We start from the raw sequence: 23,734 nt of genomic DNA on the forward strand, positions 1-23,734 counted from the left end.
ATAAGCTATTTGTTTAAAATTTGGTTGTATTTTTTTGGGTTGTTTAACAAGGTAACAGCATTTTTAATAGTGAGGTCATTTTTAAATAAATGCTTATACATTCCTTGTTTGTAAGCGTAACGCTCTACAATTTCGTTTTCAATTTCTTTAGAAATTACATCTTTGTTAGCGGTAATTTTTGCAACTTTCACCGCCTTTAATTGCTGAATAATAGTATTGTATTCAGGAGTGATTATTTTGTTGTTTTCTACTGATTTGTATGCTTTTTTGAATAATTTTTCTTCTTCTGACACAAAAGCGGTGTCTTTACGAAGTAAGTATTCTTTAAATTTAGGAAAGTCGTTAAACGTATAGTTTTCAGCAGTTATATTCGGGTTTTGATTTGTAAAATCAGTAACAAAATTAAAAATAGCTTTAGAATCTAACAACTCACTAGTTTCTTCTGATTTCTTAGAAAAAGGACTTAAAACATCTGGTGTAACACCACCACCATCAAAAACTTTTCTACCATTTTGAGTAGTAAATTCATTAATTGTTCCTTCTGAAAACTTTGGAACTTTTCCTGTTTTAGAATCTCTGTTTGCGTAATCTAATTCCTGAATACAACGACCACTAGGAGTGTAGTATTTAGAAATGGTTATTTTCATTTGGGTTCCGTAACTTAAATCAAAATAACGTTGTACCAATCCTTTTCCGAAAGAACGTTCGCCCATAATTACAGCTCTGTCGTAATCTTGCAATGCACCAGAAACAATTTCAGAAGCAGAAGCTGAACGACCGTTGATTAACACAACCACAGGAATTTCAGTGTCTAAAGGAATTTTGTTGGTTTTGTAAGTTCTACTATTTTTTGGAGTTTTACCGCGTGTATCTACCACTTTTAATCCTTTAGGAATAAATAAATTGGTAATATTTACAGCATCAAATAAAGAACCTCCAGGGTTGTAACGTAAATCGAAGACTAGTTTTTTCATCCCTCGTTCTTTCAAATCACTAAAAGCATTAACCACACTTTCTGTAGCTTTTTGACTGATAAAACGAGTTAAAACGATATAGCCTGTTTCAGCATCAATCATGTCATAAAAAGGAACAGGATCTAAAACAACTTTGTCTAAATGTAAGTTTACGTTTTTTGTTTGTCCGTTTCTTTCAACTTTTAAAGCAAGCTCTTTCCCAGGAACACCTTTAAGCATTTGAGAAAATTGACTTTTATCGAAAGTAGCCAATTCTTGTTCGTTTACGTTGGTGATAATATCTCCAGCTTTTAGTCCAGCTTTATCGGCAGAAAAACCTTTATAAACTTCAGAAATAACAATTCCTTTATTAATATAAAAAGTAGAAATACCTATACCACCATATTCTCCTTCTCGACGAATACGAGCATCTTCAACATCTTGTTCGTTAAAAAAATTAGTGTATGGATCTAAGTTTTTTAAGGTGTTTTTTATGGCTTTATCGGTTAAATCTCCAGGATTAATTTCATCAATATAATTGATGTTTAATTCTTTAAAAAGGTTGTTGTAAATTTCAATTTGTTTGGCAATCTCAAAAAAACGAGATTGAAAAGAAAATAAAAGAGAGATGATAATGAGGGAACCAAAAATAAGTACTGTTCTATTTTTCATCTTGAGTAATTTCTGTGATAAACTGTGTTAATAATTTCTTCATTTTATGCTCAATATCAGCATATTTCCATTCATCTTTTGCAAGATAAGAAATCATAAACACATATGGTTTATCTACAGCCTCATAAATTGTATGTTTCTCTTTTCGGTAAGTTTCTCTTAGTAAACGCTTAATTCGATTTCGATCTACCGCTTTTTTAAAGTTTCTTTTTGGTACAGAAACTCCTATTTGTGCAGGAAATTTTGAGGTATGTTCGGCTTGTACATATACCATTCGAAGCGGAAAAACTTTAATTGTTTTTCCTTCTTCGTAAAGCTTGCCAATTAGCTTTTTACTTTTCAAACGTTCCTCTTTTCCTAAAGTAAATCTCATCGGTACAAACATACGGAAACCCTAGAAAAAAAACATTTTTTTAATTACATTTGAAGGAATTCTAAAACTCAAACAACTATGGATTTATTTCAATCCCCAGATTATTATAATATTGATGATTTATTAACTGAAGAGCATAAGTTAGTTAGAGACGCTTCAAGAGAATGGGTAAAAAGAGAAGTTTCACCTATTATTGAAGAGTACGCACAACGTGCAGAATTTCCAAATCAAATTATTGGAGGTTTAGCAGAAATTGGTGCTTTCGGTCCATATATTCCAGAAGAGTACGGAGGAGCAGGATTAGACCAAATATCTTACGGTTTAATTATGCAAGAAATAGAAAGAGGAGATTCTGGTGTGCGTTCTACAGCATCGGTACAATCGTCATTAGTTATGTACCCTATTTACAAATACGGAAACGAAGAACAACGTAAAAAATACTTGCCAAAATTAGCTTCTGGTGAATGGATTGGATGTTTCGGTTTAACAGAACCAAACCACGGAAGTAACCCTGGAGGAATGGAAACGAAGTTTAAAGATATGGGCGACCATTATTTATTAAACGGAGCTAAAATGTGGATTTCTAACGCACCTTTTGCTCAAATAGCAGTGGTGTGGGCTAAAAATGAAGAAGGTCGTATTCATGGGTTAATCGTTGAGCGTGGTATGGAAGGATTTTCGACTCCTGAAACACATAACAAATGGTCGTTACGAGCATCAGCAACTGGTGAGTTAATTTTTGACAATGTTAAAGTTCCGAAGGAAAATTTATTACCAAATAAATCAGGATTAGGAGCTCCGTTAGGATGTTTAGATTCTGCTCGTTACGGAATTGCTTGGGGTGCTATTGGTGCTGCGATGGATTGTTACGATACAGCATTGCGTTATTCAAAAGAACGTACACAATTTGGCAAACCGATTGCTCAATTTCAATTACAACAAAAGAAGTTAGCAGAAATGATTACTGAAATTACAAAAGCTCAATTATTAGCTTGGAGGTTAGGAGTATTACGTAATGAAGGTAGAGCAACATCTGCACAAATTTCTATGGCGAAGCGTAACAATGTAGATATGGCAATTAACATTGCTCGAGAAGCGCGTCAAATGTTAGGAGGAATGGGTATTACAGGAGAATACTCTATTATGCGTCATTCGATGAATTTAGAAAGTGTAATTACGTATGAAGGAACACACGACATCCACTTATTAATTACAGGTTTAGATATTACAGGATTAAACGCATTTAAATAAAAAAGAAGAAGAAGCACTCAAACGTTAAACCACTAACACATTATATAAAGAGTGCTTCTTCAATCAACTATTAAAACTAAAATTTACTAACTGTTGTAAGATGTAAGCTATAAACTTTCTTATAGCTTAACTACCTTTTTTTCTTGCCACCATTTACAAGAATTAACAAAGTAGCTACCAACCCTACACAAACCAAACCAAAAATTACCATCATAATGGTACCGTTTGTCCAAGATACCATGGGTATGTTTATTAATTGTACCATTTCATACGCTTTAGTATTCAAATGTACAAGGTTAGCTTAGCTTAAAACATGATTTTTGTCAGGGTTTTAAAAAAGAATTGAAGAATAATTATTCTTTTAATAAAGTGTTAAGTCCGTCTATACTGGTTTGATTTCTGTCTTTCCAATATTGTTCAATGCCTTCCTCACCTTTTTCAATTGCCCAATCAATTAATTGATTTCGCTCTCCTTGATATTCATAAAAAGGGATTGACATTCCGCAAGAAGTTTGCACACTCTCAATAGTTACAATAAAGATTTGCCGCGTACCAGGAAGTTTAGGGAAATGCTCTGCATAAGTTTCCCAATTGTTATTTGTAGGTAAAATTTCTTTTGCTTTTCCATACAAACGAAGAATGTTTGGAGCGCCTTCAAAAGCACAAAACATTATGGTAATTCTATTATCGTTTAATAAATGTGCTGAGGTTTCATTTCCGCTTCCAGTAACACTTAACCAAGCTATGGTATTTTCGTCGAGTATTCGAAAAGAATCCATTCCTTTAGGCGAAAGATTTATTCTTCCTTCTTTAGCTGCTGTAGCTACAAAAAACACTTTTTGTTTTTTGATAAACTCCTGCATTCGAGGAGGAATTTTATCGTAGAATTTAGCCATAAATATTAGTTTTTAATCAATCCAATCTTTGGTTCGTTCAACAGCTTTTTGCCATTTTTTATAAAGTTTTTCTCTTTTTTCTATATTAAAAGAAGGTGTAAAGGTTTTATCAATTTTTCTTTTGGTTACAATATCTTCCTGTTTCCAAAAACCCACACAAATTCCCGCTAAATAGGCAGCACCTAAAACAGTTGTTTCAATTTCTTTAGGACGCTCAACAGCTACATTTAAAATATCTGCTTGAAATTGCATTAATAGGTTGTTAGCGCAAGCGCCGCCATCTACTTTTAAAGAAGTAAGTTTAAGTGCACTGTCTTTCTGCATTACATCTAAAATATCTTTGGTTTGATATGCTAGTGAATCTAAAGTAGCTTTGATTAAATGATTTTTTCCGGTATCACGCGTTAATCCGAATACAGCTCCACGAGCATACATATCCCAATACGGAGCTCCCAAACCAGCAAAGGCGGGAACCACATAAACAGGGTTTTCTCCTTCAACTTTTTTGGCAAACTGTTCACTTTCTTCAGCATTGTTAATGATTTGCAATCCGTCTCGTAACCACTGAATTGCTGAACCCGCCACAAAAACACTTCCTTCAAGTGCATAATACACCTTGTCGTTAATTCCCCAAGCGATGGTAGAGATCAATCCGTTTTCTGAATATTCTAAATTTTCGCCAGTATTTAACAGCATAAAACAACCTGTACCGTATGTGTTTTTTGCTTCACCTTTGTTAAAACAAGCTTGACCAAATAAAGCAGATTGTTGGTCGCCAGCAATACCCGCAATCGGAATTTCTATTCCATCTAACGTATAACTTCCGAAGTTATAGGAAGAAGGTTTTACCTCGGGTAACATAGAAGTCGGAATTTTTAGTTCGTTTAGCAAAGTAGTATCCCAGCACAAATTTTTAATATCATACAACATAGTACGAGAAGCGTTGCTATAATCGGTAGCATGTACGTTATCATTGGTTAAATTCCAAAGTAGCCAAGTATCAATAGTTCCGAATAATAGATTTCCTTTTTCAGCTTCTTCTTGTGCTCCTTCAACATGTGTAAGAATCCAGTGAATTTTTGTTGCAGAAAAGTAACTATCAATAACCAACCCTGTTGTTTTTCGTACATAATTTTCAAGACCAGTCTCTTTAAGCTTTTCGCAAATATTAGCAGTACGTTTATCTTGCCAAACAATTGCATTGTATATAGGTTTTCCGGTGTTTTTGTTCCAAACAACAGTGGTTTCTCGTTGATTGGTAATTCCGATTCCTGCAATTTCAGAAGCTGAAATATTTGCTTGTTTTATAGCTTTATTTAGGGTGTGTAGTTGTGTTTGTAAAATCTCGGTTGCATCGTGTTCTACCCAACCAGATTGTGGAAATATTTGTTGAAATTCTTGTTGAGCTTTTGCCACAATTTTTTCTTCTTTATTAAGAATTACAGTACGGCAACTCGTAGTTCCTTGGTCTAAAGCAATAATATATTTTTGAGACATTTAGTTGTAAAATGATTAAAGGACTAATTTACAACTTTACTTATGGTAACAAAAAAACCTTCTAGAAATTCTAGAAGGTTTTACACTTTTAGTTTGGTTAGTAAACTTTTAGTGTCTCAAAGCATATCCAGCCCCTTCACCGAATTTAGTTAATACTGTTAAAAAAGTAGTTAACCCTTTGCTTGTTTTGTTAAGTAGTAATTTCCCCATTTTTAAAAATTTAATTAATTCCCCTTTAATTAATTGTCATTAAATAATGAACACTACAAATGTATGTTGTTAGATCGTTGTATAAAAAGTGATTTCCGCAAGTTGAAATGTGTATTTCCGAAAAGTGCATAAAAAAACCTTCTAGAATTTCTAGAAGGTTAATTTTTCCCCTTAAATGTCTTTTTCTCAAGTAATCTTGAAAAGAAGATGTTACAAATATATACTCCTTGTTTGTTGTGTGGAATGTGATTTCCGCAAAAATGAATGCGGATTTCTGCAATGAGTTTTTTTGAATAGATTTAAAAAGAAAAAGCTACTAGATAAAACTAGTAGCTTTTGATATTTTCTCTCTTTTTCAAGATTCTTCCCAACAAAATTTGAATTCTTTTGCAAAGATATTTGCTGGTGTTTTGAGTAGAAAGAGGAATTCCGAAAAAAGAAATGTGGTTTTCCGCAAGAAACTAATCTATAATTCCTAATTCTTTAGCTTTTAGCACTAAATCAGTATTGTTATTAGCTTGTAAATCGGTTCTTAATTTAGAGAGCTTACTTTCAATAGATCGAACTTTAAGCTCTGATCCGTCACTTTTTTTAATCAATCCTTCTAAGTTTGCTATTTTGGCATGCTTAGGAAGTTCTTTTAAAATTTGAACAGCAACATCATCCATTTGAATTTCAATTAAGGCTCTTTTTAACAGCTTTTGATGAATTTCATGTGTATAGTATACCTCGTCTTTTAACATTTTTTGAATAGCGAAGGTTAACTCATCTGTGTTGCATTTTCCTTTTAATATGTAGGCTGATGGGTTTAAATTGTGAATTACATTAAAAACTCTGTTGGTTTCAGAATGACCTGTAATAACACCAACTTTAATAGGAATTTCTTCTTTTTGAATTGCTTTTATCAACGATTCTCCACCATCCAACACCACATTTTGAGTTTGATTGTCAAAACTTAAATCGGTAAAAACAATTTGAAAAGGGTTGGTATGAACACTTGTTTTTATTTTTGAAAAAGCTTCATCGCAAGAATTAGCAGTTTCAATTTCTAAACCATCAATATCTTTTAAATAAGAGAGAATCCCCTCAAGAATTAACTGATGGTCATCTACTAATAGAATTTTTGTTTGTTCAGGCATTTAAGGGTATTTGGATATGGGTTTGGGTTCCTTTGCCTACTTCGCTTGTAATGGTTAAGGTTCCGCTTAACTCTTCTACGCGTTCTTGTAGGTTTTGTAAACCAATTCCTTTTTTACTAACACTAGTATCAAAACCAATACCGTTATCAGTAATATCCAAATGTACATATTTTTTGTGTACCGAAAAATTGATAGTTATTGTGCTTGCTTTAGCATATTTTTTACAGTTTTGTATGCTTTCGCGAGTACTTAAATACAACAATCGTTTTATCGAGTTGTCAATTGTTGTCCAATCGTATTCTTGTAATCCGTTAACTTTAATTCTAAAATCAAGTTCGAAATAATCGCTTACTAAATTGATAATTTGGTTTTTAAAAGAGACTTTGTCAAAACTCACACTACTTAATTGATGTGATAAATTTCGCACGTTTTCTTTTACAGCATCCAATTTTTGAGCTTCTTCTACTAAGTTTGATTTTTCTAACTTTTGATGTAATAAACGCAAATCGCCCGCAACTTCGTCGTGTAACGATTTTGCAATTTGTTGACGCTCGTGCTCTCTAGCTTCTACTTTTTGTAGTTGTGCTTGATACAATAATTTTCTTCTATGCTGAAAATAAAACATAACACTTACACCAAATAGTAAAAGACCACTAGCGGCAGCTAACCAACCAATAGTTTTTTGTTGTTTTTGGTAGGTGATTTCTGCTTGTTTTTGTTGGTTTTCTGTTTTTAAAACAACATTTTCTTTTTCTTTTTTGTCGGTTTCGTATCTAATTTTTGCAAATTGATTTTTTAACTGTCGTTCTTTTTGAAACAGACTGTCATTTAAGGTAATGTATTCTCGTAAATATTGTTTTGATTCTTCTCCTTTTGTAAGCTCAGAAAGCTTTTTTAATGCTTCTAACCAACGTTTGTTATTATGTGTTTGTTTCGCATGTTTTAAAGCTTCGTTAGAGTGAAGCAATGCTTTCTTATTTTGATTTAAACTTTTATAATAATCAGAAAGATTAATATGGGTTGTACTTAACCCTTTAAAATCGTTTAAACTATCCCTAATATTAAGAACTTCATTGTACTGTTGTAATACATTTTTTTTGTTTCCTAATAAAAAATTACTTGCAGCTAAGTTTTCTAATAATAAAGCATACTGTATTGGATGATTTATTTTGAGGCCATCAAATGACAGACCTTTTTTAAAATAAGTAATTGCTTTTTCGTGCTGATTAAAACATTGATATAATAGCCCTTTATTGTTAATAATATATAAGTATAAATCTAAGTGTTGTATTGAGTCTTTTTGTAACTCTTTTAAACTTAAATTGTAATACTTTAATGCATCTTTTAAGTTGTTTCTTTGTTGGGCAATAAGCCCAAGATTGTTATATAAACTTTGTCTAGATTGGTTTAAGGATGAGTTTTCAATATATCCTAAAGCTTTAATTGATGTTATTTCACTTCCAAGATAATCATAAGTTTCTCTTTGAATATTTGCCATGTTTAACATTCTTCGAGTAGCTTTAACACTATCTTTTAATTTTAGTAAAATAGTTTTAGATTGGTTATAATGATAATAAGCACTATCAGGCTGTTCGGTATATTTATAGTAAGTAGCTTTGTAAAAATGTGTCTTTTGTAATTGCTCTTCTGTTTGAACAATTTGATATGCTTTCCAACTATGTTTTTTGAATGAATCAAGTTGTCTTTTTCTAAAAAAAGACAAGGCTTTTTTTGTTATACTATCAAAGACAATAGAGTCTTGCTTTGAAGTAATGTTTATAGGTTTTTTTTGACAAAACAAAAAAAATGAAGCAAAGAAAAAAACAAGAAATAATAAGGGCCTCATAGTAGTAAAACCATCACAGAGTGATGGTTTTAGTTAATTCATTAAGTTTTGGGTAAATCATTTTGGATCATCACCAGTATTACCTCCATCACCACCAGTATCTGTACCAGTTCCTCCACCGCCAACGGTTGGTCTGTCTGTATCAGGACTTAAATTCATTGTTCTTTCATGTAATGCATTTTTCATACGTTAATTTTTTAAGTTAATAAATGAGTAAATTAACTTTATAGGGGGGTAAAAGTTGAGCTAAAAATAGACGTTAATTCTACAAAAACCAAAAATTAACGGGTTTTTAACGTAACACATTAAAATAGTATTACTTATTGCTAATTTTTATTTTGCTAAATAAATCCCATAATACTACACCACAACTTACAGAGATATTTAAAGAGTGTTTAGTCCCTAATTGCGGAATTTCAATACAGATATCAGAAGTAGAAACTACTTCTTGTTGCACCCCTTTAACCTCATTACCGAATACAACGGCATATTTTTGGTTAATTTCTGGCGTAAAAGTATTTAACATGGTGCTGTTTTCAGCTTGCTCTATACTTAACACTTTTACATTGTCGGTTTGCAGTTTTTTTACCAACTCAATAGTGTCTGCAACATATTCCCAGTCAACCGATTCTGTTGCGCCTAAAGCTGTTTTATGAATTTCTTTATTAGGGGGCGTTGCAGTAATGCCACACAAGTAAATTTTTTCAATTAAAAAAGCATCCGAAGTTCTAAAAACAGATCCAACATTATTTAAACTACGAATATTATCTAACACTACTATAATAGGGGTTTTATCCGTTTGTTTAAATTCCTCAACTGTTTTTCTACCGAGTTCGCTGTTTTTTAATTTTCTCATATTTAATCCTTTTTCGTCATTGCGAATGAAACAAAGTGAAAAGAAGCAATCTTTTTAACAGTAATATGCCCACGTTGTTGTCACTTCTCGTTATGATATTTCTTTAATATCTAATCTTTGGTGTATAGCTAAAAGCTAAATGCTTAAGACTTTTTTATATCTTCGCAAAACTAACCAAAAAACCCATAAACTTGGCAAAAACAAAGGCAAAAAAGGTAACTCCATTAATGCAACAGTACAACGGAATTAAGGCTAAATACCCTGATGCAATGTTGCTTTTTAGAGTAGGAGATTTTTACGAAACCTTTGGTGAAGATGCTGTAAAAGCTTCTGAAGTTTTAGGAATTATTTTAACCAAAAGAGGAAGTGGTAGCGAAAGTGAAACCGCGTTAGCTGGTTTTCCGCATCACTCGTTAAACACCTACTTACCTAAACTGGTAAAATCTGGGTTACGTGTGGCGATTTGCGATCAGTTGGAAGATCCAAAAATGACCAAAACAATTGTAAAAAGAGGAGTTACAGAGCTGGTTACACCAGGTGTTGCCTTAAATGATGAGGTATTACAATCAAAATCGAATAATTTTTTAGCAGCAGTTCATTTTGGTAAAAAATTACTAGGAATTTCTTTTTTAGATGTTTCTACGGGTGAGTTTCTTATCGCTCAAGGAAATGAGGAATATATAGATAAACTCTTGCAAAACTTTACACCTAGTGAGGTGTTGGTTGAAAAGAAACACAAACAACGATTTTTAGAAGTTTTTACCAATCGTTTTCATACGTTTTATTTAGAGGATTGGGTGTTTCAAAAAGAGTATGGTGACGAATTATTGAGAAATCATTTTAAAGTCAAAAATTTAAAAGGATTCGGCGTTCACGAGTTAGAATACGGAATTGTAGCAGGTGGTGCAGCAATGTATTATCTGTCAGAAACACAGCATAACAAAATAGAGCACATACAGTCTATCGGTAGAATTGCTGAAGACAAGTATGTTTGGATGGATCGTTTTACCGTTAAAAACTTAGAGTTATACGGTGGAAACTCCATCAACTCGGTTTCGTTGTTAGATGTGATTGACAAAACCATTTCTCCTATGGGAGGTCGTTTGTTGAAACGTTGGTTGGCACTTCCGTTAAAAGATTTAGAGCAGATTCAGCAACGACACGAATTGGTAAAATATCTTATTGATAACGATGCCTTTTTTGAAACGGTTAGCTATCAACTAAAACAAATTTCTGATATCGAACGATTGATATCGAAAGTTGCTACAGGAAAAGTGTCTCCAAGAGAAGTAATCTTGTTGAAAAACTCGCTAAAAGCGATTCTTCCTATAAAAACTTCCGCAGAAAGTAGCAAAAACGCTGCTGTTAAATTATTGGGAGAACAGATTCATACATGTGAGGTATTAATTGCTAAAATTACAGAAACTGTTTTAGAAGAAGCACCCGTAAATATTAATAAAGGAAATGCAATTGCAAGTGGAGTTTCTGAAGAGTTAGATGAGTTAAGAAGCGTTTCTAACTCGGGGAAAGAGTACCTAGATAATATGCTGACTCGCGAAACAGAGCGAACAGGAATTCCGAGTTTGAAAATAGCGTTTAATAACGTTTTTGGTTATTACATTGAAGTTAGAAATACACATAAGGATAAAGTTCCTGAAGAGTGGATTCGTAAGCAAACTTTGGTAAATGCAGAACGTTATATTACTGAGGAGTTAAAAGAATACGAGGTAAAAATTTTAGGTGCAGAAGAGAAAATTCAGCAGTTAGAAACTGAGATTTTCGCGAAATTGGTTCAATATATAATTGGTTTTGTACAACCTGTTCAACAGAACGCACAAAGCATTGCCAAAATTGATGCACTGTTGTCGTTTGCTACCTTGGCAATGGAGAATAATTATGTGCGTCCGATGTTGGATGAAAGTACCGATATTGAAATAAAAAATGGACGTCATCCTGTAATTGAAAAACAATTACCAATAGGAGAAGAATATATTGCGAATGATGTGGTGTTGAATTGTAATCAACAGCAAATAATCATGATCACAGGTCCGAATATGTCGGGTAAATCGGCAATTTTGCGTCAAACAGCTTTGATTGTTTTGTTGGCTCAAATGGGAAGTTATGTGCCTGCACAAAATGCTCGAATAGGCATTGTAGATAAAATTTTTACTAGAGTCGGAGCAAGTGATAACATTTCGATGGGAGAATCGACCTTTATGGTAGAAATGAACGAAACAGCATCCATCTTAAATAATATTTCTAACCGAAGTTTGGTATTGTTAGATGAAATTGGACGAGGAACATCCACTTACGACGGAATATCTATTGCTTGGGCAATTGCTGAGTATTTACACGAACATCCGTCAAAAGCAAAAACCTTATTTGCGACACACTATCACGAATTGAATGAAATGACCACGACTTTCGAGCGTATCAAGAATTTTAACGTGTCGGTAAAAGAGTTAGATAACAGTATTATTTTCTTGCGTAAACTTGTTGCCGGAGGTAGTAATCATAGTTTTGGTATTCACGTAGCAAAGCTAGCAGGTATGCCCAATATGGTCATTCATAGAGCGCAAAAAACACTAAAAGAATTAGAAGCAAGTCACAAACATCAAGAGGTTAAAGAAACATTGAAAGAAGCACAGCATCAAGACATGCAAATGAGCTTTTTTCAGTTAGATGATCCGTTGTTAGAGGATATTCGAGAAGAAATTTTAACTACGAATATAGATACCTTAACACCTATTGAAGCTTTAATGAAACTCAATGAAATTAAACGAATGTTGACGAAGAAGTAGATTGTTATTGCGAGCACAATGAAGCAATCTTCCTATGTTTTATGAAACCTTAAAAGAGAGATTACTTCGTCGTTTTTCTGATTAAAACCAACTATGCAACACGACATTAGTTTTAAACACATCAATAAACTAGCATTTCCTGCTTTGGTGGCAGGAGTTGCTGAACCATTGCTTTCTACAACCGATTTAGCTATTGTGGGTAATATTGAAACTAATGCTACCGAAAGTATTGCGGCGATTGGTATAGTTGGTGCGTTTTTATCGATGTTGATTTGGGTTTTCGGGCAAACACGTAGCGGAATTTCTTCCATAGTTTCTCAATATTTAGGCGCTAATAAATTGGATGAGATTAAAAATTTACCAGCTCAGGCTATTGTTATTGTATTGGGAGTAAGCGCGCTTATTTTAGGACTGAGTTATCCGTTTGCTAAAGAAATTTTTGAGTTGTACAATGCCTCAGGTACTATTTTAGATTATTCGGTCGAGTATTACAAAATCCGTGTATTTGGTTTTCCATTTACGCTTTTTACGATTGCTGTTTTTGGTACATTTCGAGGTTTACAAAATACCTATTACCCGATGGTAATCGCTTTGGCAGGAACGTTTATCAATATAACGTTGGATGTTGTGTTGGTGTACGGAATAGAAGGGATTATTCCTGCAATGCACATTCAAGGAGCAGCCTATGCAAGTGTAGTCGCACAAGTTAGTATGGCGATAATTTCAGCAATATTGTTGCTACAAAAAACAGATATTCCACTAAAACTCAGTTTACCGTTTAACGATGAAATTCCGAAGTTTATTACAATGGTGTTGAATCTTTTTATTCGAACAATAGCGTTGAATGTTGCTTTATACTTCGGAACCTCCTACGCGACCGATTATGGCGATGCCTTTATTGCTGCCTACACTATTGGGTTTAATTTGTGGCTCATGGGAGCTTTTATGATTGATGGCTATTCTTCCGCAGGAAATATTTTATCAGGGAAGCTTTTAGGAGCAAAAGCCTATAAAACATTGGTCGTTTTAGGAAACCGTTTAATACTATATGGATTTTTCTTCGGATTGTTTTTAGCACTTGTCGGATTTGTTTTGTATCCGTTTATCGGAAGAATTTTTACCAAAGAGCCGGAGGTTTTAAAACAATTCTATAACACATTTTGGATTATTTTACTCATGCAGCCTATTTGTGCAATCGCTTTTATTTATGACGGTATGTTTAAAGGAATGGGAGAAATGAAATATCTGCGAAATGTGTTATTACTAGCAACAGGATTGGTATTTATTCCGATATTATTGTTTTTCGATTCATTAGAATATAAATTGTACGCAATTTGGATTGCTTTTTTCGGATGGATGATTGCCAGAGCAGTTCCGTTAATTATAAAATTTAGAAAGAAGTTTTTACCCTTAGCAGAAGAACACTAAATATTTTTTTCGAAAATAATCTTTGTTTGTTGGCTTTTATTCGTATAAACACTTACAATATCAAAGTTGTTTTTAAGATTTAAAATCAACATAGGTTTGTATTGATTCATAGATTTAGTTCTTAGTTTACAATATCCCTTTTCTTTTGCCCAATTTTCTTGTAATAAAGCCAAGGTTTTTGCAATTCCTTTTTTTCTGTAGTTTTCAAGTACTCCGCCAACCCAACTATAAAAAGTAGTTTCGTTGTATTGGTAACCTATTTTAAATCCGATAGGAACTTTATTTTGATAAGCAACCAGACTAAGTAAGTCTTCTTTTGATTTAATTCTCTCAATAAAAAAGCCAGGTTTTGCATCTTGAAAAATGCTAGAATATAAATACAACAGTTCTTCTAGTTGTTGTTTGTTCGGAACACCTTCAATGGTAAAATATTGTATTTGATCTTTCATAATTTCTCAAAAACTAAAATTAAGATTATTTTTGAACAAATAATTATACAAATGACCACAACTAGAGAAAACGGAAGTTTATACACCAAAATAGAAAATAAAATTGCGACGGTAGAATTTGGGCATCCAGCGAGTAATTCTTTTCCAAGTGTATTGTTAGAACGTTTAACCAACGAACTTGATAAACTGTCAACCAATGATGAGGTTTCGGTAATTGTATTAAAATCTGAAGGAGAACGTGCTTTTTGTGCAGGAGCTTCTTTTGATGAATTAGTAGCGATTGATAATTTAGAAGAAGGAAAAGCATTCTTCTCTGGTTTTGCGAATGTAATTAATGCGATGCGTCGTTGTTCAAAATTAATTATTGGTAGAATTCAAGGAAAAACTGTTGGTGGTGGAGTTGGTTTAGCTGCGGCTTGCGATTATGTATTGGCAACTGAGGCTGCTTCTATTAAACTTTCAGAATTTACCATAGGTATTGGTCCGTTTGTAATTGCACCAGCTGTAGAACGTAAAATAAACGTTAGTGGGTTAGCAGAATTAACTTTAGATGCAACCAATTGGAAAAACGCGTATTGGGCCAAAGAGAAAGGTTTGTATGCTCGTGTTTTCGAATCGCAAGCTGAATTAGATTCTGAAGTAGAAATCTTATCTGAAAAGCTAGCTTCTTACAACCCAGAAGCATTAGCAGAAATGAAAAAAGCTTTGTGGAAAGGAACCGAACATTGGGAAGAATTATTAATAGAACGTGCAGAAACTTCAGGAAAGCTGGTCTTGTCTGATTTCACAAAAAATGCATTAGCAAAATTCAAGAAATAATGATGTTTTTAATTCAAGAAAAGAGTACATCTCCAGCTTATAAAGCAGGATATGAAGTAGGACAATGGATTGCTCACAATCCTATAGTAGCAGTGTTACTTGGTGTGGTAATTTCAGTAGGTTTTGTGTGGTTATTTACAAAAGTTGTAAAACAAATTCGTACTTTCGGCGAATAAAAACAGATTATTATGGGTGGAGATTATTTATTTGCCATTTTAGCAGCTGGTGTAGCTGTAGTGTATTTCTTTAACAAATACAGAGCAAACAAGAAGTTTAAAAGATAAAAAAGCGTCATTGAGAGGAGCGAAGCAACCTTTTCTTTAAAGAAACATTGATGTAGTATGAGCAAAATTAGAATTACAAAGCAGTTTAATTTTGAAACTGGGCATGCGTTGTATGGTTATGACGGAAAGTGTAAAAATGTTCACGGACATAGTTACAAACTTTCAGTAACTGTTATTGGGCAACCAATTAGTGATACTTCTAATGTTAAATACGGAATGGTTATCGATTTTGGAGATCTTAAAAAGATTGTAAAAGAAGATATTGTTGATGTATTTGACCATGCTACAGTGTTTAACAAAAACACTCCTCATATAGAGCTAGCAAAAGAACTAAAAGATCGTGGGCATCATGTAATTTTAGTAGATTATCAACCAACAAGCGAAATGATGGTGATAGATTTTGCTAAGAAAATAAAAGCTCGTTTACCAGAAAATATTGAGTTACACTCAATAAAACTACAAGAAACAGAAACTAGTTTCGCTGAGTGGTATGCTTCGGATAATTAAAAAGTGTCATTCCACAGAAAATGTAGAATGGAAAACCAGTTTACTTCCCATTAAATTCATTCATTGTATTGGCTAAACCTGCATTGATAAATGAGGTAACAGCATTTACGGAGGTTGGTATACGCTCAATCATAGCACTTTCTTCATCAGCAGACCACTTTCCTAAAACGTAATCAACTTGTCTTCCTTTAGAATAGTCAGCACCCACACCAAAACGAAAACGTGGATACGCGCCTGTATTGAATTTATCTTGAATATCTTTTAATCCGTTATGACCACCAGAGCTTCCTTTTCCTTTAACACGAAGTTTACCGAAGTCGATATTTAAATCATCGGTAATTACAAGTAAATTTTCAACCTGAATATTTTCTTTCTGCATCCAGTATTTAACCGCCTTTCCACTTAAATTCATGTAAGTGTTAGGTTTTAAAACGATAACAGTTTTTCCTTTTATTTTAAGTTTAGCAATATCGCCTAGTTTTTCGGTTTCAAAAGAGCCTTCATGTTCTTTTACAAAAGCATCTACAATTCTAAACCCAATATTATGACGTGTGTTATGATACTTTTCACCAATATTACCTAAACCTACAATTAAAAATTTCTTCATGGTATCTGTTTCTATTTCTGTTTTATATGAAAACGAAAATAACTTCTTTAAAAAATTAAAAATATTCATGATATAAAACTAAAAAAGCGCTACACAAAGTAACGCTTTTTACAAACTTAGTTAAATAAGTTTTATTTTTTCTCAGCTTCAGCTGCTGCTTTTGCCGCGTTACGAGACATACGAACTTGAGCAACAACAGTGTTGTCTGGGTGTAAAATAGTATAGTTATCGTTTTGTAACTTAGTTACATATAACTTATTACCAATTTCTAACTCAGTAATATCAGCTTCGATAAAATCTGGTAAGTTAGCTGGTAATGCTTTTACTTTTAATTTACGTAAGTTGTGACGTAAAGCACCCCCTACCATAACACCTTTAGAAGACCCTACTAAACGTACAGGAATTTCCATAGTTACCGCTTTATCTTCAAATAATTGATAGAAGTCGATGTGTAAAATGTTATCGTTTACTGGGTGAAACTGAATATCTTGTAATACAGCGCTATAAGTAGCACCATCTAATTCAATCGTAGCAGTAAATACTTCTGGAGTATAGATTAACGATTTGAACGCTTTTTCATCTGCTGAAAAGTGAACAGGCTTGTCTCCTCCGTATAATACGCAAGGAACCTTTCCAGCATTACGTAAGGCTTTTGTTGCTTTTTTACCTACGCTTTCTCTTTGAGATCCTTTGATTGTAATTGATTTCATTACTTTGTTTATTAAATTTATTTACATTAAAAATTGATCGCTAATAGATGTATTATCTTGAACTTTATGCATCACATCAGCGAATAAAGCGGCGCAAGATACAACTTTTATTTTAGATATGTTCTTTTTTAAAGGAATTGTATCTGAAACGATTAGCTCTGTTAATTGTGAGTTTTGAATTTTTTCGTAAGCATTACCAGATAATATTGGGTGTGTACAAATTGCTCGCACACTTTTTGCTCCACGCTCCATCATTAAATCGGCTGCTTTGGTAAGTGTCCCTCCTGTATCAATCATATCATCTACAAGAATTACGTTTTTACCTTTTACTTCACCAATTAACTCCATGTGCGAAATTACATTGGCTTTTTGACGTTGCTTATAACAAATTACCACATCACTTTCTAAGTATTTTGAATAAGCATAAGCTCTTTTTGACCCTCCCATATCAGGTGAAGCAATGGTAAGATTGTCTAAACCTAAACTTTTAACATACGGTAAAAAGATTGTTGACGCGAATAAATGGTCTACTGGTTTTTCGAAGAACCCTTGAATTTGATCAGCATGCAAATCCATAGTCATAATTCTTGTTGCTCCAGCAGCTTCCAAAAGCTTAGCGACTAATTTAGCACCAATTGCTACACGAGGTTTGTCTTTTCTGTCTTGACGTGCCCATCCAAAATAGGGCATTACAGCGGTAATGTGTCTAGCAGATGCTCGTTTTGCAGCATCACACATTAATAACATTTCCATTAAATTATCAGCTGAAGGAAAAGTAGAACCAATGATAAAAACTCTACGACCTCTTACAGATTCTTCGAAAGCAGGTTGAAACTCACCGTCGCTAAAATGCGTAGTGATTACATTACCAAGTTCAACTCCGTATGCTCTAGCAATTTCTTCTGCTAATTCGATACTTTGTGAACAAGCGAAAAACTTAGGGCTTAATTGATTTGTAGCCATTTAGAAAAGAATATTTTAGTTAGTGTTGTTGTTGCGACAAAAATAAAACTATTTTAAGAGTTTAAAAGATATTTTAAATGAAATATTTTATAGATTTGCAGTCATCAAAAAAGCCAAAGTGGTGGAATTGGTAGACACGTCGGATTCAAAATCCGATGTTCGCAAGAACGTGTGGGTTCGAGTCCCACCTTTGGTACAAAAAAGCACTTGGTTTTTCAAGTGCTTTTTTTATGAGGTTATCTCTTTTTTTGCTTCTTCGAACTCTTCTAGAGTATTGATATTTCGAATCAGATCATCATCAATCTCAACAATTTCAACATCTGAATTAATAAGCATTTTTCTCGGACAAGAATATCCTTGTGCTAAATACTGAAGTAACTTTCCGTAGGTTTTTGGTTCGTATATGGTAATTAAAGGTTCAGGAAATTCTTTATTTTTTCCTTTAATAGCGGTTGCAACTTTACTCGGATTTCTGTTTTGTAAAAGTAGATTAATAACTTCTTCATTTACAAAAGGGACATCAGTTGCTAAGACTAACCAAGCTGAATTTGGGTCATTCTGAAAAGCAGAACAAATTCCTCCAAACGGACCTAAATTTAAAAATGTATCATGAATTTCATCAGAGTTATTGTTGTTTTGACTAACTGAATAATAGGTTTCTAAAGAACAGTTTTCTAATAACTCTTTTACATGTTGTTTTTGAGGTTTTCCGAAGTAATTTAACTCAGATTTATCAGTACCCATACGAGTACTTTTACCACCTATTAGCACCAATCCTTTTAGAGGAGCAATCGTTTCTTGAATTAGGTTATGAATATGGTTAGTGATTTTATCAATCTCATTAATTGAATAACTTGTGATGTTTTCAATAGTTGGAAATTTCTCCTTTAAACAATCAAAATAAGGAGTGTTTTCATTTAATTTAATTACAAATTGAATATTCGTAATTTGATCGATTCTTTTTTTAATTGAAGCTTCTTTTTCCGAATCTAAAATCAAAATTTGTTTTGATCCTTGGTAATGATTTCCGTTAATAAATAGCAAGTCATGATTATAAAACTGTAAACGTTGCTCGTATTTATTTACAGCTGAAGAAGTGCTTGTTTGTAAATTTCCTTCGTGATGAAAAGTGTATTCACTTATCGTATTTTGTTCAACATCTTTTGCATGAGAAGCATCAAAATATCCTAAATTATACTTTGGTAATCTTTTTGATACTTGATGAACTAAACCTGCGATAACACCACATTTAGTTCCTAAAATAGAAACTTCATTAGGAGCAAAAGTATCGTTATGTTTTTTAGCTAATTTACTATGTTTTTGATGTGCCATTTATAAAGTGTCAATTTTGTTTTGAGAAGCTAAAATACCCTGAACAATTGCAGAACTAAATCCTTCTTGTTCCATTTTATTGAGTCCAGTAATAGTAATTCCTTGCGGTGTGGTTACTTTATCGATTTCACTTTCAGGATGATTTCCGTGTTGTAAAATTAGTTCAGCAGCTCCTTTTATGGTTTGAGCTGATATTTTCTGCGCAATTTCAGAGCTGAACCCAATCTCAATACCACCTTGCATTGCAGCACGAATATAACGAAGCGCAAAAGCGATTCCGCTTGCGGCTAAAACAGTTGCAGAAGCCATCAATTCATCATCAATAAATAACGTTTCGCCTAAGCTTTTAAAAATGGTTTCAACTTGTTTTTGTTCTTCTTCAGAACTATTAATGGTTGAAATACAAGTCATCGATTGTTTTATAGCAGCTGCGGTATTAGGCATTGTTCTGAATAATGAAATCTCTTTATTTGGAACTAAAGCTTGTAACTCTGAAAGTTTAACTCCAGTTACAGTTGAAATTACTATCTGATTTGTTAATTCTTGGGAAATTTCATTAATGACATCAGCTATTTTTTGTGGTTTTACACATAGTAACACTATGTCAGCAAATTTTACAGCTTCAATATTATTGCTATTTACCATCACACCAGATTCAGCATACTTTTTTAGAGTAGTAACTTTTCTTCTAGTTAAGTATAGGTTTGAAGCTTGCATTCCAGTTTCTAATAAACCGTTTGCAATAGCACAACCTAGTTTTCCTGCTCCTATTATGGCAATTTTAGTCATTTTTTATATCGGATTTTCCGCCTGTTTTTTCTACTAATTTAATTTCTTGTATCACCATTTTTTGACTGATGGCTTTACACATGTCATAAATGGTTAAGCAGGTTGCAGAAGCACCCGTTAGGGCTTCCATTTCTACACCTGTTTTTCCTTCGATAGTTACTTTACAAAACACCTCAATATGTTCGTTATCTGTAATTTTTATATCGATATCCACTCCGTTAATTAATAGCGGGTGACACATAGGAATGATATCTGATGTTTTTTTAACCGTTTGAATACCTGCAATGATGGCTGTTTGAAAAACAGGACCTTTTTTAGTAATCAGCTCATCGTTGTTAAAATGACTTATAATTTCTGAACCTAAAAACATGCTAGCTTTAGCAATAGCTGTACGTTTCGTAATTTTTTTATCAGAAACATTTACCATTTTAGGTTGATTTTGTTCGTTTATATGGGTGAAATGGCTCATTTTAGTTTAATAGTTTACTGTCATTAAAAACATCAATAATTATTTGTTTAACTTCATTAGTTAGCTCACCTAGCCCTAAATTTATAAGTTTACCTTTTAAGACTTCTTTCCAGTTCTTTTTTTTAAGGGTTTTTAATAATTCTTTTAACTCTTCATTTTCTTTACTCAAATCATCGTAAATAATTAGTTGACCTAATTGAATTTCTTCAATTTTCGAAAAAAAGATATCAAGTCTTTTAATAATTTCTTTTTTTTCACCTTTTGAAAAGTAATCGATTTCTTTTTCAAAATTATCTCCTTCAATAAATTCAATTCCCTCAGCAATAATTTTTAAGAAAACTGCATCTTTGGTGTTTATCATTTTTACATATCCCTTTTTTTCAAGAGATATTGCTAATTCGTATGCTTCGTCTGGAGCTACATCGATATCTTTTAATAATTTCACTGTATCAGAATAGCCTCCTTGAAATTTATTTCTATAAAGAAGTTGTAATAAATAGATTTTCTTTTCTTTGAATGTCATTGAGTTAATGATGTTAATTATCTATATCTAATTATCGGAAAAATACTTCCTTTTTTAAACGTTGTTTCTGCTGTTTTTGGAAGTTCAATAAAACCATCAGCTTCTACTAAACTAGCTAAATCTCCTGAGCCATTTCCTTTTATGGGTGTAGCTAATAATTGTCCGTTTTCTGATTGCAGTTTTACTTGTAAAAAGTACGTTAAATCAGGTTTGAAACTTACATTTTCAGTAAGAATTGCTGTTTGAGCTTGCTGTTCAAATCCAACCGATTTTTTATACCACGGATAAAAATACACCAAACAATTCACGAATGTAGAAACCGGATTCCCTGGAAATGCGAAGACTAATTTTTGAATTGTTTTTTCATTTCGCCCACTCATACCTAAAGCATCTGCAATGCCCATCCAAAAAGGTTTTCCTGGTCGTTGAGCTACTTTATGAAATAGTTTTTTAACTCCTAACTCCTCTAAAACTTCAGGAAGAAAATCAAACTTCCCTTTACTAACCGCACCGCTGAACAGTAAAACATCATATTCCTCTAAATACGAAGCGATGCTCTCTTTTAAAACTGATTTTTCATCAGTAATATGAGCAGTTTCCGAAGGAATTTTTAATTCATTTAATAATGAAACTAGTGTATATACATTACTTCTACGAATTTGGTGGTCTAGCGGATTTTCGTGTACATCAACCAATTCATCACCTGTAGAAACAATCATCACTTTAGGTTGTTTGGCTACTTTTACCATAGCTTTACCTACAGTAGCTAAAACTCCTATTTCAGCAGCAGAAATTACCGTGTTTTTTTTAATTAAAACATCACCATTCGATTTGTCTGAACCTTGCGTATGAATATTTTGCCCTTCGTTGATATGGTCAACATTTACGGTAGCCATTAGCGTGTTAATACTAACATCTTCATACCGAATAACTGTATCGCAATTGTTGGGTAAGCTAGCACCAGTCATAACTTCGTAGCAATGCGCAGCATTATCCATGGTTTTTTGAGGTGCTCCTGCAGGTTGAATACCTTCAATTTTAAAATCTCGAACACCATATTCAAAAAAGCGATGGTTAATGGCGATGCCATCCATCGCAACTCTGTTAAATGGAGGAAAATCTCTATCGGCAACGACATTTTCTTTCAATACTCTTCCAAGAGCTTCTAAAAACGGAATTTCTTCAACTCCGAAATCTTGTGCGTTTTGTAAAATTATATGTTTTGCTTCTTGTACTGTAATCATTTTTAATTTGTCATTCCAGCGGAGGCAGGAATCTATTTTTTGATTTTTGTGATGAGATTCCGTATCAAGTACGGAATGACAGAAGGAGTCTTATCCTCCTATTGTACTCATACTCTCTGAAATATTTCCTTGTTTACGGTTGGCTTCGGCCACAAAACCATTTTCAGGTTTTTCTTTTATGAGTGATAAAAACAAGGTTTTTAAATCTTCATTACTGGCACCGTTTCTTATAAAATCACGTAGGTTAAAAACACCATCATCAAACAAACAGTTTTTAAATGTTCCGGTTGAGGTAACTCTAATACGGTTACAATCGTTGCAAATCGTTCGGGTAAAAGAAGGAATGATTCCTACAGTTCCTTTGTGACCTTCAATAGAAAAATTTCGAGAGGTGGATGATTTTTCAGTGTTGAGTTGTGTAATACTATAACTCGATTGAATTTCGTTTAAAATCTTAGTGTAGTTCCATACTTCATCGGTATTTCTTTGTCCTTTTCCGTTAAAAGGCATTTCTTCAATAAAACGAACAGCAACATTTTTGTCTTTAGTTAATGCTACAAAATCGACTATTTCATCCGTATTAAAACCAGATTGTACTACGACATTTAGTTTTAAATTCAATCGGCTTTTTTCTAGTAATTCAAAAGTTTTATACACTTCAGGAAAAACATCACGACGTGTAATTTTCGCAAACTTATCGGAATACAAACTATCCATACTTAAATTGATAGTTTGTATTTTTTCTAGTCTTTCTAATTCTTTAATATGTTTAGAAACCAATGCACCATTGGTAGTAATGTTTATAGCGTCTAACAAATCGTTATACGACAACATTTCTAAAAACTGCATAAAATCTTTACGAGCAAAAGGTTCGCCTCCAGTAAGCCTAACTTTGTTCACTCCTAGTTCGGTAAGAACACGAATTATACGGTACATTTCTTTGTAGGTAAGCAGTTCTTTTCTCGGAACAATATCTATACCTTGAGCAGGCATACAATATTGGCAACGTAAGTTGCAACGATCGGTTACCGCTAACCGAACATAGCTAATTTGTCTCCCAAAACTATCTATAAGATTACCCATATTGTAAAGGTACTAAATCTAGTATTCATACCC

The 23,734-nt window shown here is 33.1% G+C and carries 25 protein-coding genes and 1 tRNA gene; 7 read left to right on the forward strand and 19 right to left on the reverse strand.

What is annotated here, in order from left to right:
• Positions 1 to 5: 5 nt before the first annotated feature.
• Positions 6 to 1,625, reverse strand: coding sequence for a S41 family peptidase (locus tag ACKTST_RS00195; RefSeq protein ID WP_408045777.1), 1,620 nt, complete (start codon positions 1,623 to 1,625; stop codon positions 6 to 8).
• On the reverse strand, positions 1,615 to 1,998 hold the full coding sequence (gene rnpA / locus ACKTST_RS00200) for a ribonuclease P protein component (protein WP_408045778.1): 384 nt from the start codon (positions 1,996 to 1,998) through the stop codon (positions 1,615 to 1,617). The genes ACKTST_RS00195 and rnpA overlap by 11 nt, the downstream gene beginning before the upstream one ends.
• Positions 1,999 to 2,076: 78 nt before the next feature.
• Between rnpA and ACKTST_RS00205 the strand changes: the two genes are divergently transcribed.
• Positions 2,077 to 3,249 carry an acyl-CoA dehydrogenase family protein gene (locus ACKTST_RS00205; RefSeq protein ID WP_408045779.1) on the forward strand — a complete coding sequence of 391 codons (1,173 nt, stop codon included), beginning with the start codon at positions 2,077 to 2,079 and terminating at the stop codon, positions 3,247 to 3,249.
• Between the two features lie 130 nt (positions 3,250 to 3,379).
• Here ACKTST_RS00205 and ACKTST_RS00210 read toward each other — a convergent pair whose 3' ends face one another.
• From ACKTST_RS00210 to ACKTST_RS00240, 7 genes are all read right to left on the reverse strand, one after another.
• Positions 3,380 to 3,514 carry a hypothetical protein gene (locus ACKTST_RS00210; RefSeq protein ID WP_408045780.1) on the reverse strand — a complete coding sequence of 45 codons (135 nt, stop codon included), beginning with the start codon at positions 3,512 to 3,514 and terminating at the stop codon, positions 3,380 to 3,382.
• 88 nt (positions 3,515 to 3,602) lie between these two features.
• The gene (locus ACKTST_RS00215) at positions 3,603 to 4,145 is read right to left on the reverse strand and encodes a pyridoxamine 5'-phosphate oxidase family protein (protein ID WP_408045781.1); all 543 of its coding nucleotides are present in this window, start codon (positions 4,143 to 4,145) and stop codon (positions 3,603 to 3,605) included.
• Between the two features lie 12 nt (positions 4,146 to 4,157).
• Complete coding sequence (gene glpK, locus ACKTST_RS00220; protein WP_408045782.1) at positions 4,158 to 5,642, reverse strand: glycerol kinase GlpK; 1,485 nt, start codon at positions 5,640 to 5,642, stop codon at positions 4,158 to 4,160.
• Positions 5,643 to 6,313: 671 nt separating this feature from the next.
• Positions 6,314 to 6,991 carry a response regulator gene (locus tag ACKTST_RS00225; protein ID WP_408045783.1) on the reverse strand — a complete coding sequence of 226 codons (678 nt, stop codon included), beginning with the start codon at positions 6,989 to 6,991 and terminating at the stop codon, positions 6,314 to 6,316.
• Positions 6,984 to 8,714: an ATP-binding protein gene (locus ACKTST_RS00230; protein ID WP_408045784.1), complete on the reverse strand. Its 1,731-nt coding sequence runs from the start codon at positions 8,712 to 8,714 to the stop codon at positions 6,984 to 6,986. Before ACKTST_RS00230 ends, ACKTST_RS00225 begins: the two co-directional genes overlap by 8 nt.
• A gap of 180 nt (positions 8,715 to 8,894) precedes the next feature.
• Positions 8,895 to 9,023 carry a hypothetical protein gene (locus ACKTST_RS00235; RefSeq protein ID WP_408045785.1) on the reverse strand — a complete coding sequence of 43 codons (129 nt, stop codon included), beginning with the start codon at positions 9,021 to 9,023 and terminating at the stop codon, positions 8,895 to 8,897.
• A gap of 130 nt (positions 9,024 to 9,153) precedes the next feature.
• Positions 9,154 to 9,693, reverse strand: a complete 540-nt coding sequence (locus ACKTST_RS00240) for an RNA methyltransferase (RefSeq protein ID WP_408045786.1) — start codon at positions 9,691 to 9,693, stop codon at positions 9,154 to 9,156.
• Between the two features lie 191 nt (positions 9,694 to 9,884).
• Between ACKTST_RS00240 and mutS the strand changes: the two genes are divergently transcribed.
• Positions 9,885 to 12,494 (forward strand): DNA mismatch repair protein MutS, encoded by a 2,610-nt coding sequence (mutS, locus tag ACKTST_RS00245; protein WP_408045787.1) that lies wholly within the window; start codon positions 9,885 to 9,887, stop codon positions 12,492 to 12,494.
• A 93-nt stretch (positions 12,495 to 12,587) separates the two neighbouring features.
• A complete protein-coding gene (locus tag ACKTST_RS00250; RefSeq protein WP_408045788.1) occupies positions 12,588 to 13,922 on the forward strand; it encodes an MATE family efflux transporter in 1,335 nt (444 codons plus the stop codon).
• Here ACKTST_RS00250 and ACKTST_RS00255 read toward each other — a convergent pair.
• Positions 13,919 to 14,371 (reverse strand): GNAT family N-acetyltransferase, encoded by a 453-nt coding sequence (locus ACKTST_RS00255; protein WP_408045789.1) that lies wholly within the window; start codon positions 14,369 to 14,371, stop codon positions 13,919 to 13,921. The two genes, ACKTST_RS00250 and ACKTST_RS00255, sit on opposite strands and share 4 nt — an antisense overlap.
• A gap of 51 nt (positions 14,372 to 14,422) precedes the next feature.
• Between ACKTST_RS00255 and ACKTST_RS00260 the strand changes: the two genes are divergently transcribed.
• The 3 genes from ACKTST_RS00260 to ACKTST_RS00270 all read left to right on the forward strand — a co-directional run bounded on the left by ACKTST_RS00260 (position 14,423) and on the right by ACKTST_RS00270 (position 15,981).
• Positions 14,423 to 15,190 carry an enoyl-CoA hydratase/isomerase family protein gene (locus tag ACKTST_RS00260; protein WP_408045790.1) on the forward strand — a complete coding sequence of 256 codons (768 nt, stop codon included), beginning with the start codon at positions 14,423 to 14,425 and terminating at the stop codon, positions 15,188 to 15,190.
• On the forward strand, positions 15,190 to 15,366 hold the full coding sequence (locus ACKTST_RS00265) for a hypothetical protein (protein WP_408045791.1): 177 nt from the start codon (positions 15,190 to 15,192) through the stop codon (positions 15,364 to 15,366). The genes ACKTST_RS00260 and ACKTST_RS00265 overlap by 1 nt, the downstream gene beginning before the upstream one ends.
• Before the next feature lie 165 nt (positions 15,367 to 15,531).
• On the forward strand, positions 15,532 to 15,981 hold the full coding sequence (locus ACKTST_RS00270) for a 6-pyruvoyl trahydropterin synthase family protein (protein ID WP_408045792.1): 450 nt from the start codon (positions 15,532 to 15,534) through the stop codon (positions 15,979 to 15,981).
• A gap of 40 nt (positions 15,982 to 16,021) precedes the next feature.
• On the opposite strand, the gene pth is transcribed toward ACKTST_RS00270, so the two are convergent.
• The 3 genes from pth to ACKTST_RS00285 all read right to left on the reverse strand — a co-directional run bounded on the left by pth (position 16,022) and on the right by ACKTST_RS00285 (position 18,261).
• On the reverse strand, positions 16,022 to 16,588 hold the full coding sequence (pth, locus tag ACKTST_RS00275; protein WP_408045793.1) for an aminoacyl-tRNA hydrolase: 567 nt from the start codon (positions 16,586 to 16,588) through the stop codon (positions 16,022 to 16,024).
• Positions 16,589 to 16,719: 131 nt separating this feature from the next.
• Positions 16,720 to 17,298, reverse strand: a complete 579-nt coding sequence (locus ACKTST_RS00280; protein WP_408045794.1) for a 50S ribosomal protein L25/general stress protein Ctc — start codon at positions 17,296 to 17,298, stop codon at positions 16,720 to 16,722.
• 21 nt (positions 17,299 to 17,319) lie between these two features.
• Positions 17,320 to 18,261 (reverse strand): ribose-phosphate pyrophosphokinase, encoded by a 942-nt coding sequence (locus ACKTST_RS00285; protein WP_408045795.1) that lies wholly within the window; start codon positions 18,259 to 18,261, stop codon positions 17,320 to 17,322.
• Positions 18,262 to 18,373: 112 nt separating this feature from the next.
• Between ACKTST_RS00285 and ACKTST_RS00290 the strand changes: the two genes are divergently transcribed.
• Positions 18,374 to 18,457: transfer RNA gene (locus tag ACKTST_RS00290), tRNA-Leu, on the forward strand.
• Positions 18,458 to 18,489: 32 nt separating this feature from the next.
• Here ACKTST_RS00290 and ACKTST_RS00295 read toward each other — a convergent pair.
• The 6 genes from ACKTST_RS00295 to moaA form a co-directional block, all read right to left on the reverse strand.
• Positions 18,490 to 19,593, reverse strand: coding sequence for an NTP transferase domain-containing protein (locus tag ACKTST_RS00295; protein ID WP_408045796.1), 1,104 nt, complete (start codon positions 19,591 to 19,593; stop codon positions 18,490 to 18,492).
• Positions 19,594 to 20,382, reverse strand: coding sequence for a pyrroline-5-carboxylate reductase (gene proC, locus ACKTST_RS00300; RefSeq protein WP_408045797.1), 789 nt, complete (start codon positions 20,380 to 20,382; stop codon positions 19,594 to 19,596). It abuts the gene before it with no gap.
• Entirely contained in the window at positions 20,375 to 20,851 is a 477-nt protein-coding gene (moaC, locus tag ACKTST_RS00305; protein WP_408045798.1) for a cyclic pyranopterin monophosphate synthase MoaC, read from the reverse strand. The genes proC and moaC overlap by 8 nt, the downstream gene beginning before the upstream one ends.
• Before the next feature lies 1 nt (position 20,852).
• On the reverse strand, positions 20,853 to 21,374 hold the full coding sequence (locus ACKTST_RS00310) for a hypothetical protein (protein WP_408045799.1): 522 nt from the start codon (positions 21,372 to 21,374) through the stop codon (positions 20,853 to 20,855).
• A 17-nt stretch (positions 21,375 to 21,391) separates the two neighbouring features.
• Positions 21,392 to 22,618, reverse strand: coding sequence for a molybdopterin molybdotransferase MoeA (locus ACKTST_RS00315; RefSeq protein WP_408045800.1), 1,227 nt, complete (start codon positions 22,616 to 22,618; stop codon positions 21,392 to 21,394).
• A 90-nt stretch (positions 22,619 to 22,708) separates the two neighbouring features.
• Positions 22,709 to 23,701 carry a GTP 3',8-cyclase MoaA gene (gene moaA / locus ACKTST_RS00320; protein ID WP_408045801.1) on the reverse strand — a complete coding sequence of 331 codons (993 nt, stop codon included), beginning with the start codon at positions 23,699 to 23,701 and terminating at the stop codon, positions 22,709 to 22,711.
• Positions 23,702 to 23,734: the final 33 nt, after the last annotated feature.

Origin of the sequence: Tenacibaculum crassostreae, from assembly GCF_964512405.1 — a bacterium.
Taxonomy (GTDB): Bacteria; Bacteroidota; Bacteroidia; order Flavobacteriales; family Flavobacteriaceae; genus Polaribacter; species Polaribacter crassostreae.

Coding starts and splice junctions, on each gene's coding strand:
- ACKTST_RS00195 (WP_408045777.1), bottom strand. CDS start 1,625: ATGAAAAATAGAACAGTACTTATTTTTGGTTCCCTCATTATCATCTCT.
- rnpA (WP_408045778.1), bottom strand. CDS start 1,998: ATGAGATTTACTTTAGGAAAAGAGGAACGTTTGAAAAGTAAAAAGCTA.
- ACKTST_RS00205 (WP_408045779.1), top strand. CDS start 2,077: ATGGATTTATTTCAATCCCCAGATTATTATAATATTGATGATTTATTA.
- ACKTST_RS00210 (WP_408045780.1), bottom strand. CDS start 3,514: ATGGTACAATTAATAAACATACCCATGGTATCTTGGACAAACGGTACC.
- ACKTST_RS00215 (WP_408045781.1), bottom strand. CDS start 4,145: ATGGCTAAATTCTACGATAAAATTCCTCCTCGAATGCAGGAGTTTATC.
- glpK (WP_408045782.1), bottom strand. CDS start 5,642: ATGTCTCAAAAATATATTATTGCTTTAGACCAAGGAACTACGAGTTGC.
- ACKTST_RS00225 (WP_408045783.1), bottom strand. CDS start 6,991: ATGCCTGAACAAACAAAAATTCTATTAGTAGATGACCATCAGTTAATT.
- ACKTST_RS00235 (WP_408045785.1), bottom strand. CDS start 9,023: ATGAAAAATGCATTACATGAAAGAACAATGAATTTAAGTCCTGATACA.
- ACKTST_RS00240 (WP_408045786.1), bottom strand. CDS start 9,693: ATGAGAAAATTAAAAAACAGCGAACTCGGTAGAAAAACAGTTGAGGAA.
- ACKTST_RS00250 (WP_408045788.1), top strand. CDS start 12,588: ATGCAACACGACATTAGTTTTAAACACATCAATAAACTAGCATTTCCT.
- ACKTST_RS00255 (WP_408045789.1), bottom strand. CDS start 14,371: ATGAAAGATCAAATACAATATTTTACCATTGAAGGTGTTCCGAACAAA.
- ACKTST_RS00260 (WP_408045790.1), top strand. CDS start 14,423: ATGACCACAACTAGAGAAAACGGAAGTTTATACACCAAAATAGAAAAT.
- ACKTST_RS00265 (WP_408045791.1), top strand. CDS start 15,190: ATGATGTTTTTAATTCAAGAAAAGAGTACATCTCCAGCTTATAAAGCA.
- ACKTST_RS00270 (WP_408045792.1), top strand. CDS start 15,532: ATGAGCAAAATTAGAATTACAAAGCAGTTTAATTTTGAAACTGGGCAT.
- pth (WP_408045793.1), bottom strand. CDS start 16,588: ATGAAGAAATTTTTAATTGTAGGTTTAGGTAATATTGGTGAAAAGTAT.
- ACKTST_RS00280 (WP_408045794.1), bottom strand. CDS start 17,298: ATGAAATCAATTACAATCAAAGGATCTCAAAGAGAAAGCGTAGGTAAA.
- ACKTST_RS00285 (WP_408045795.1), bottom strand. CDS start 18,261: ATGGCTACAAATCAATTAAGCCCTAAGTTTTTCGCTTGTTCACAAAGT.
- ACKTST_RS00295 (WP_408045796.1), bottom strand. CDS start 19,593: ATGGCACATCAAAAACATAGTAAATTAGCTAAAAAACATAACGATACT.
- proC (WP_408045797.1), bottom strand. CDS start 20,382: ATGACTAAAATTGCCATAATAGGAGCAGGAAAACTAGGTTGTGCTATT.
- moaC (WP_408045798.1), bottom strand. CDS start 20,851: ATGAGCCATTTCACCCATATAAACGAACAAAATCAACCTAAAATGGTA.
- ACKTST_RS00310 (WP_408045799.1), bottom strand. CDS start 21,374: ATGACATTCAAAGAAAAGAAAATCTATTTATTACAACTTCTTTATAGA.
- ACKTST_RS00315 (WP_408045800.1), bottom strand. CDS start 22,618: ATGATTACAGTACAAGAAGCAAAACATATAATTTTACAAAACGCACAA.
- moaA (WP_408045801.1), bottom strand. CDS start 23,701: ATGGGTAATCTTATAGATAGTTTTGGGAGACAAATTAGCTATGTTCGG.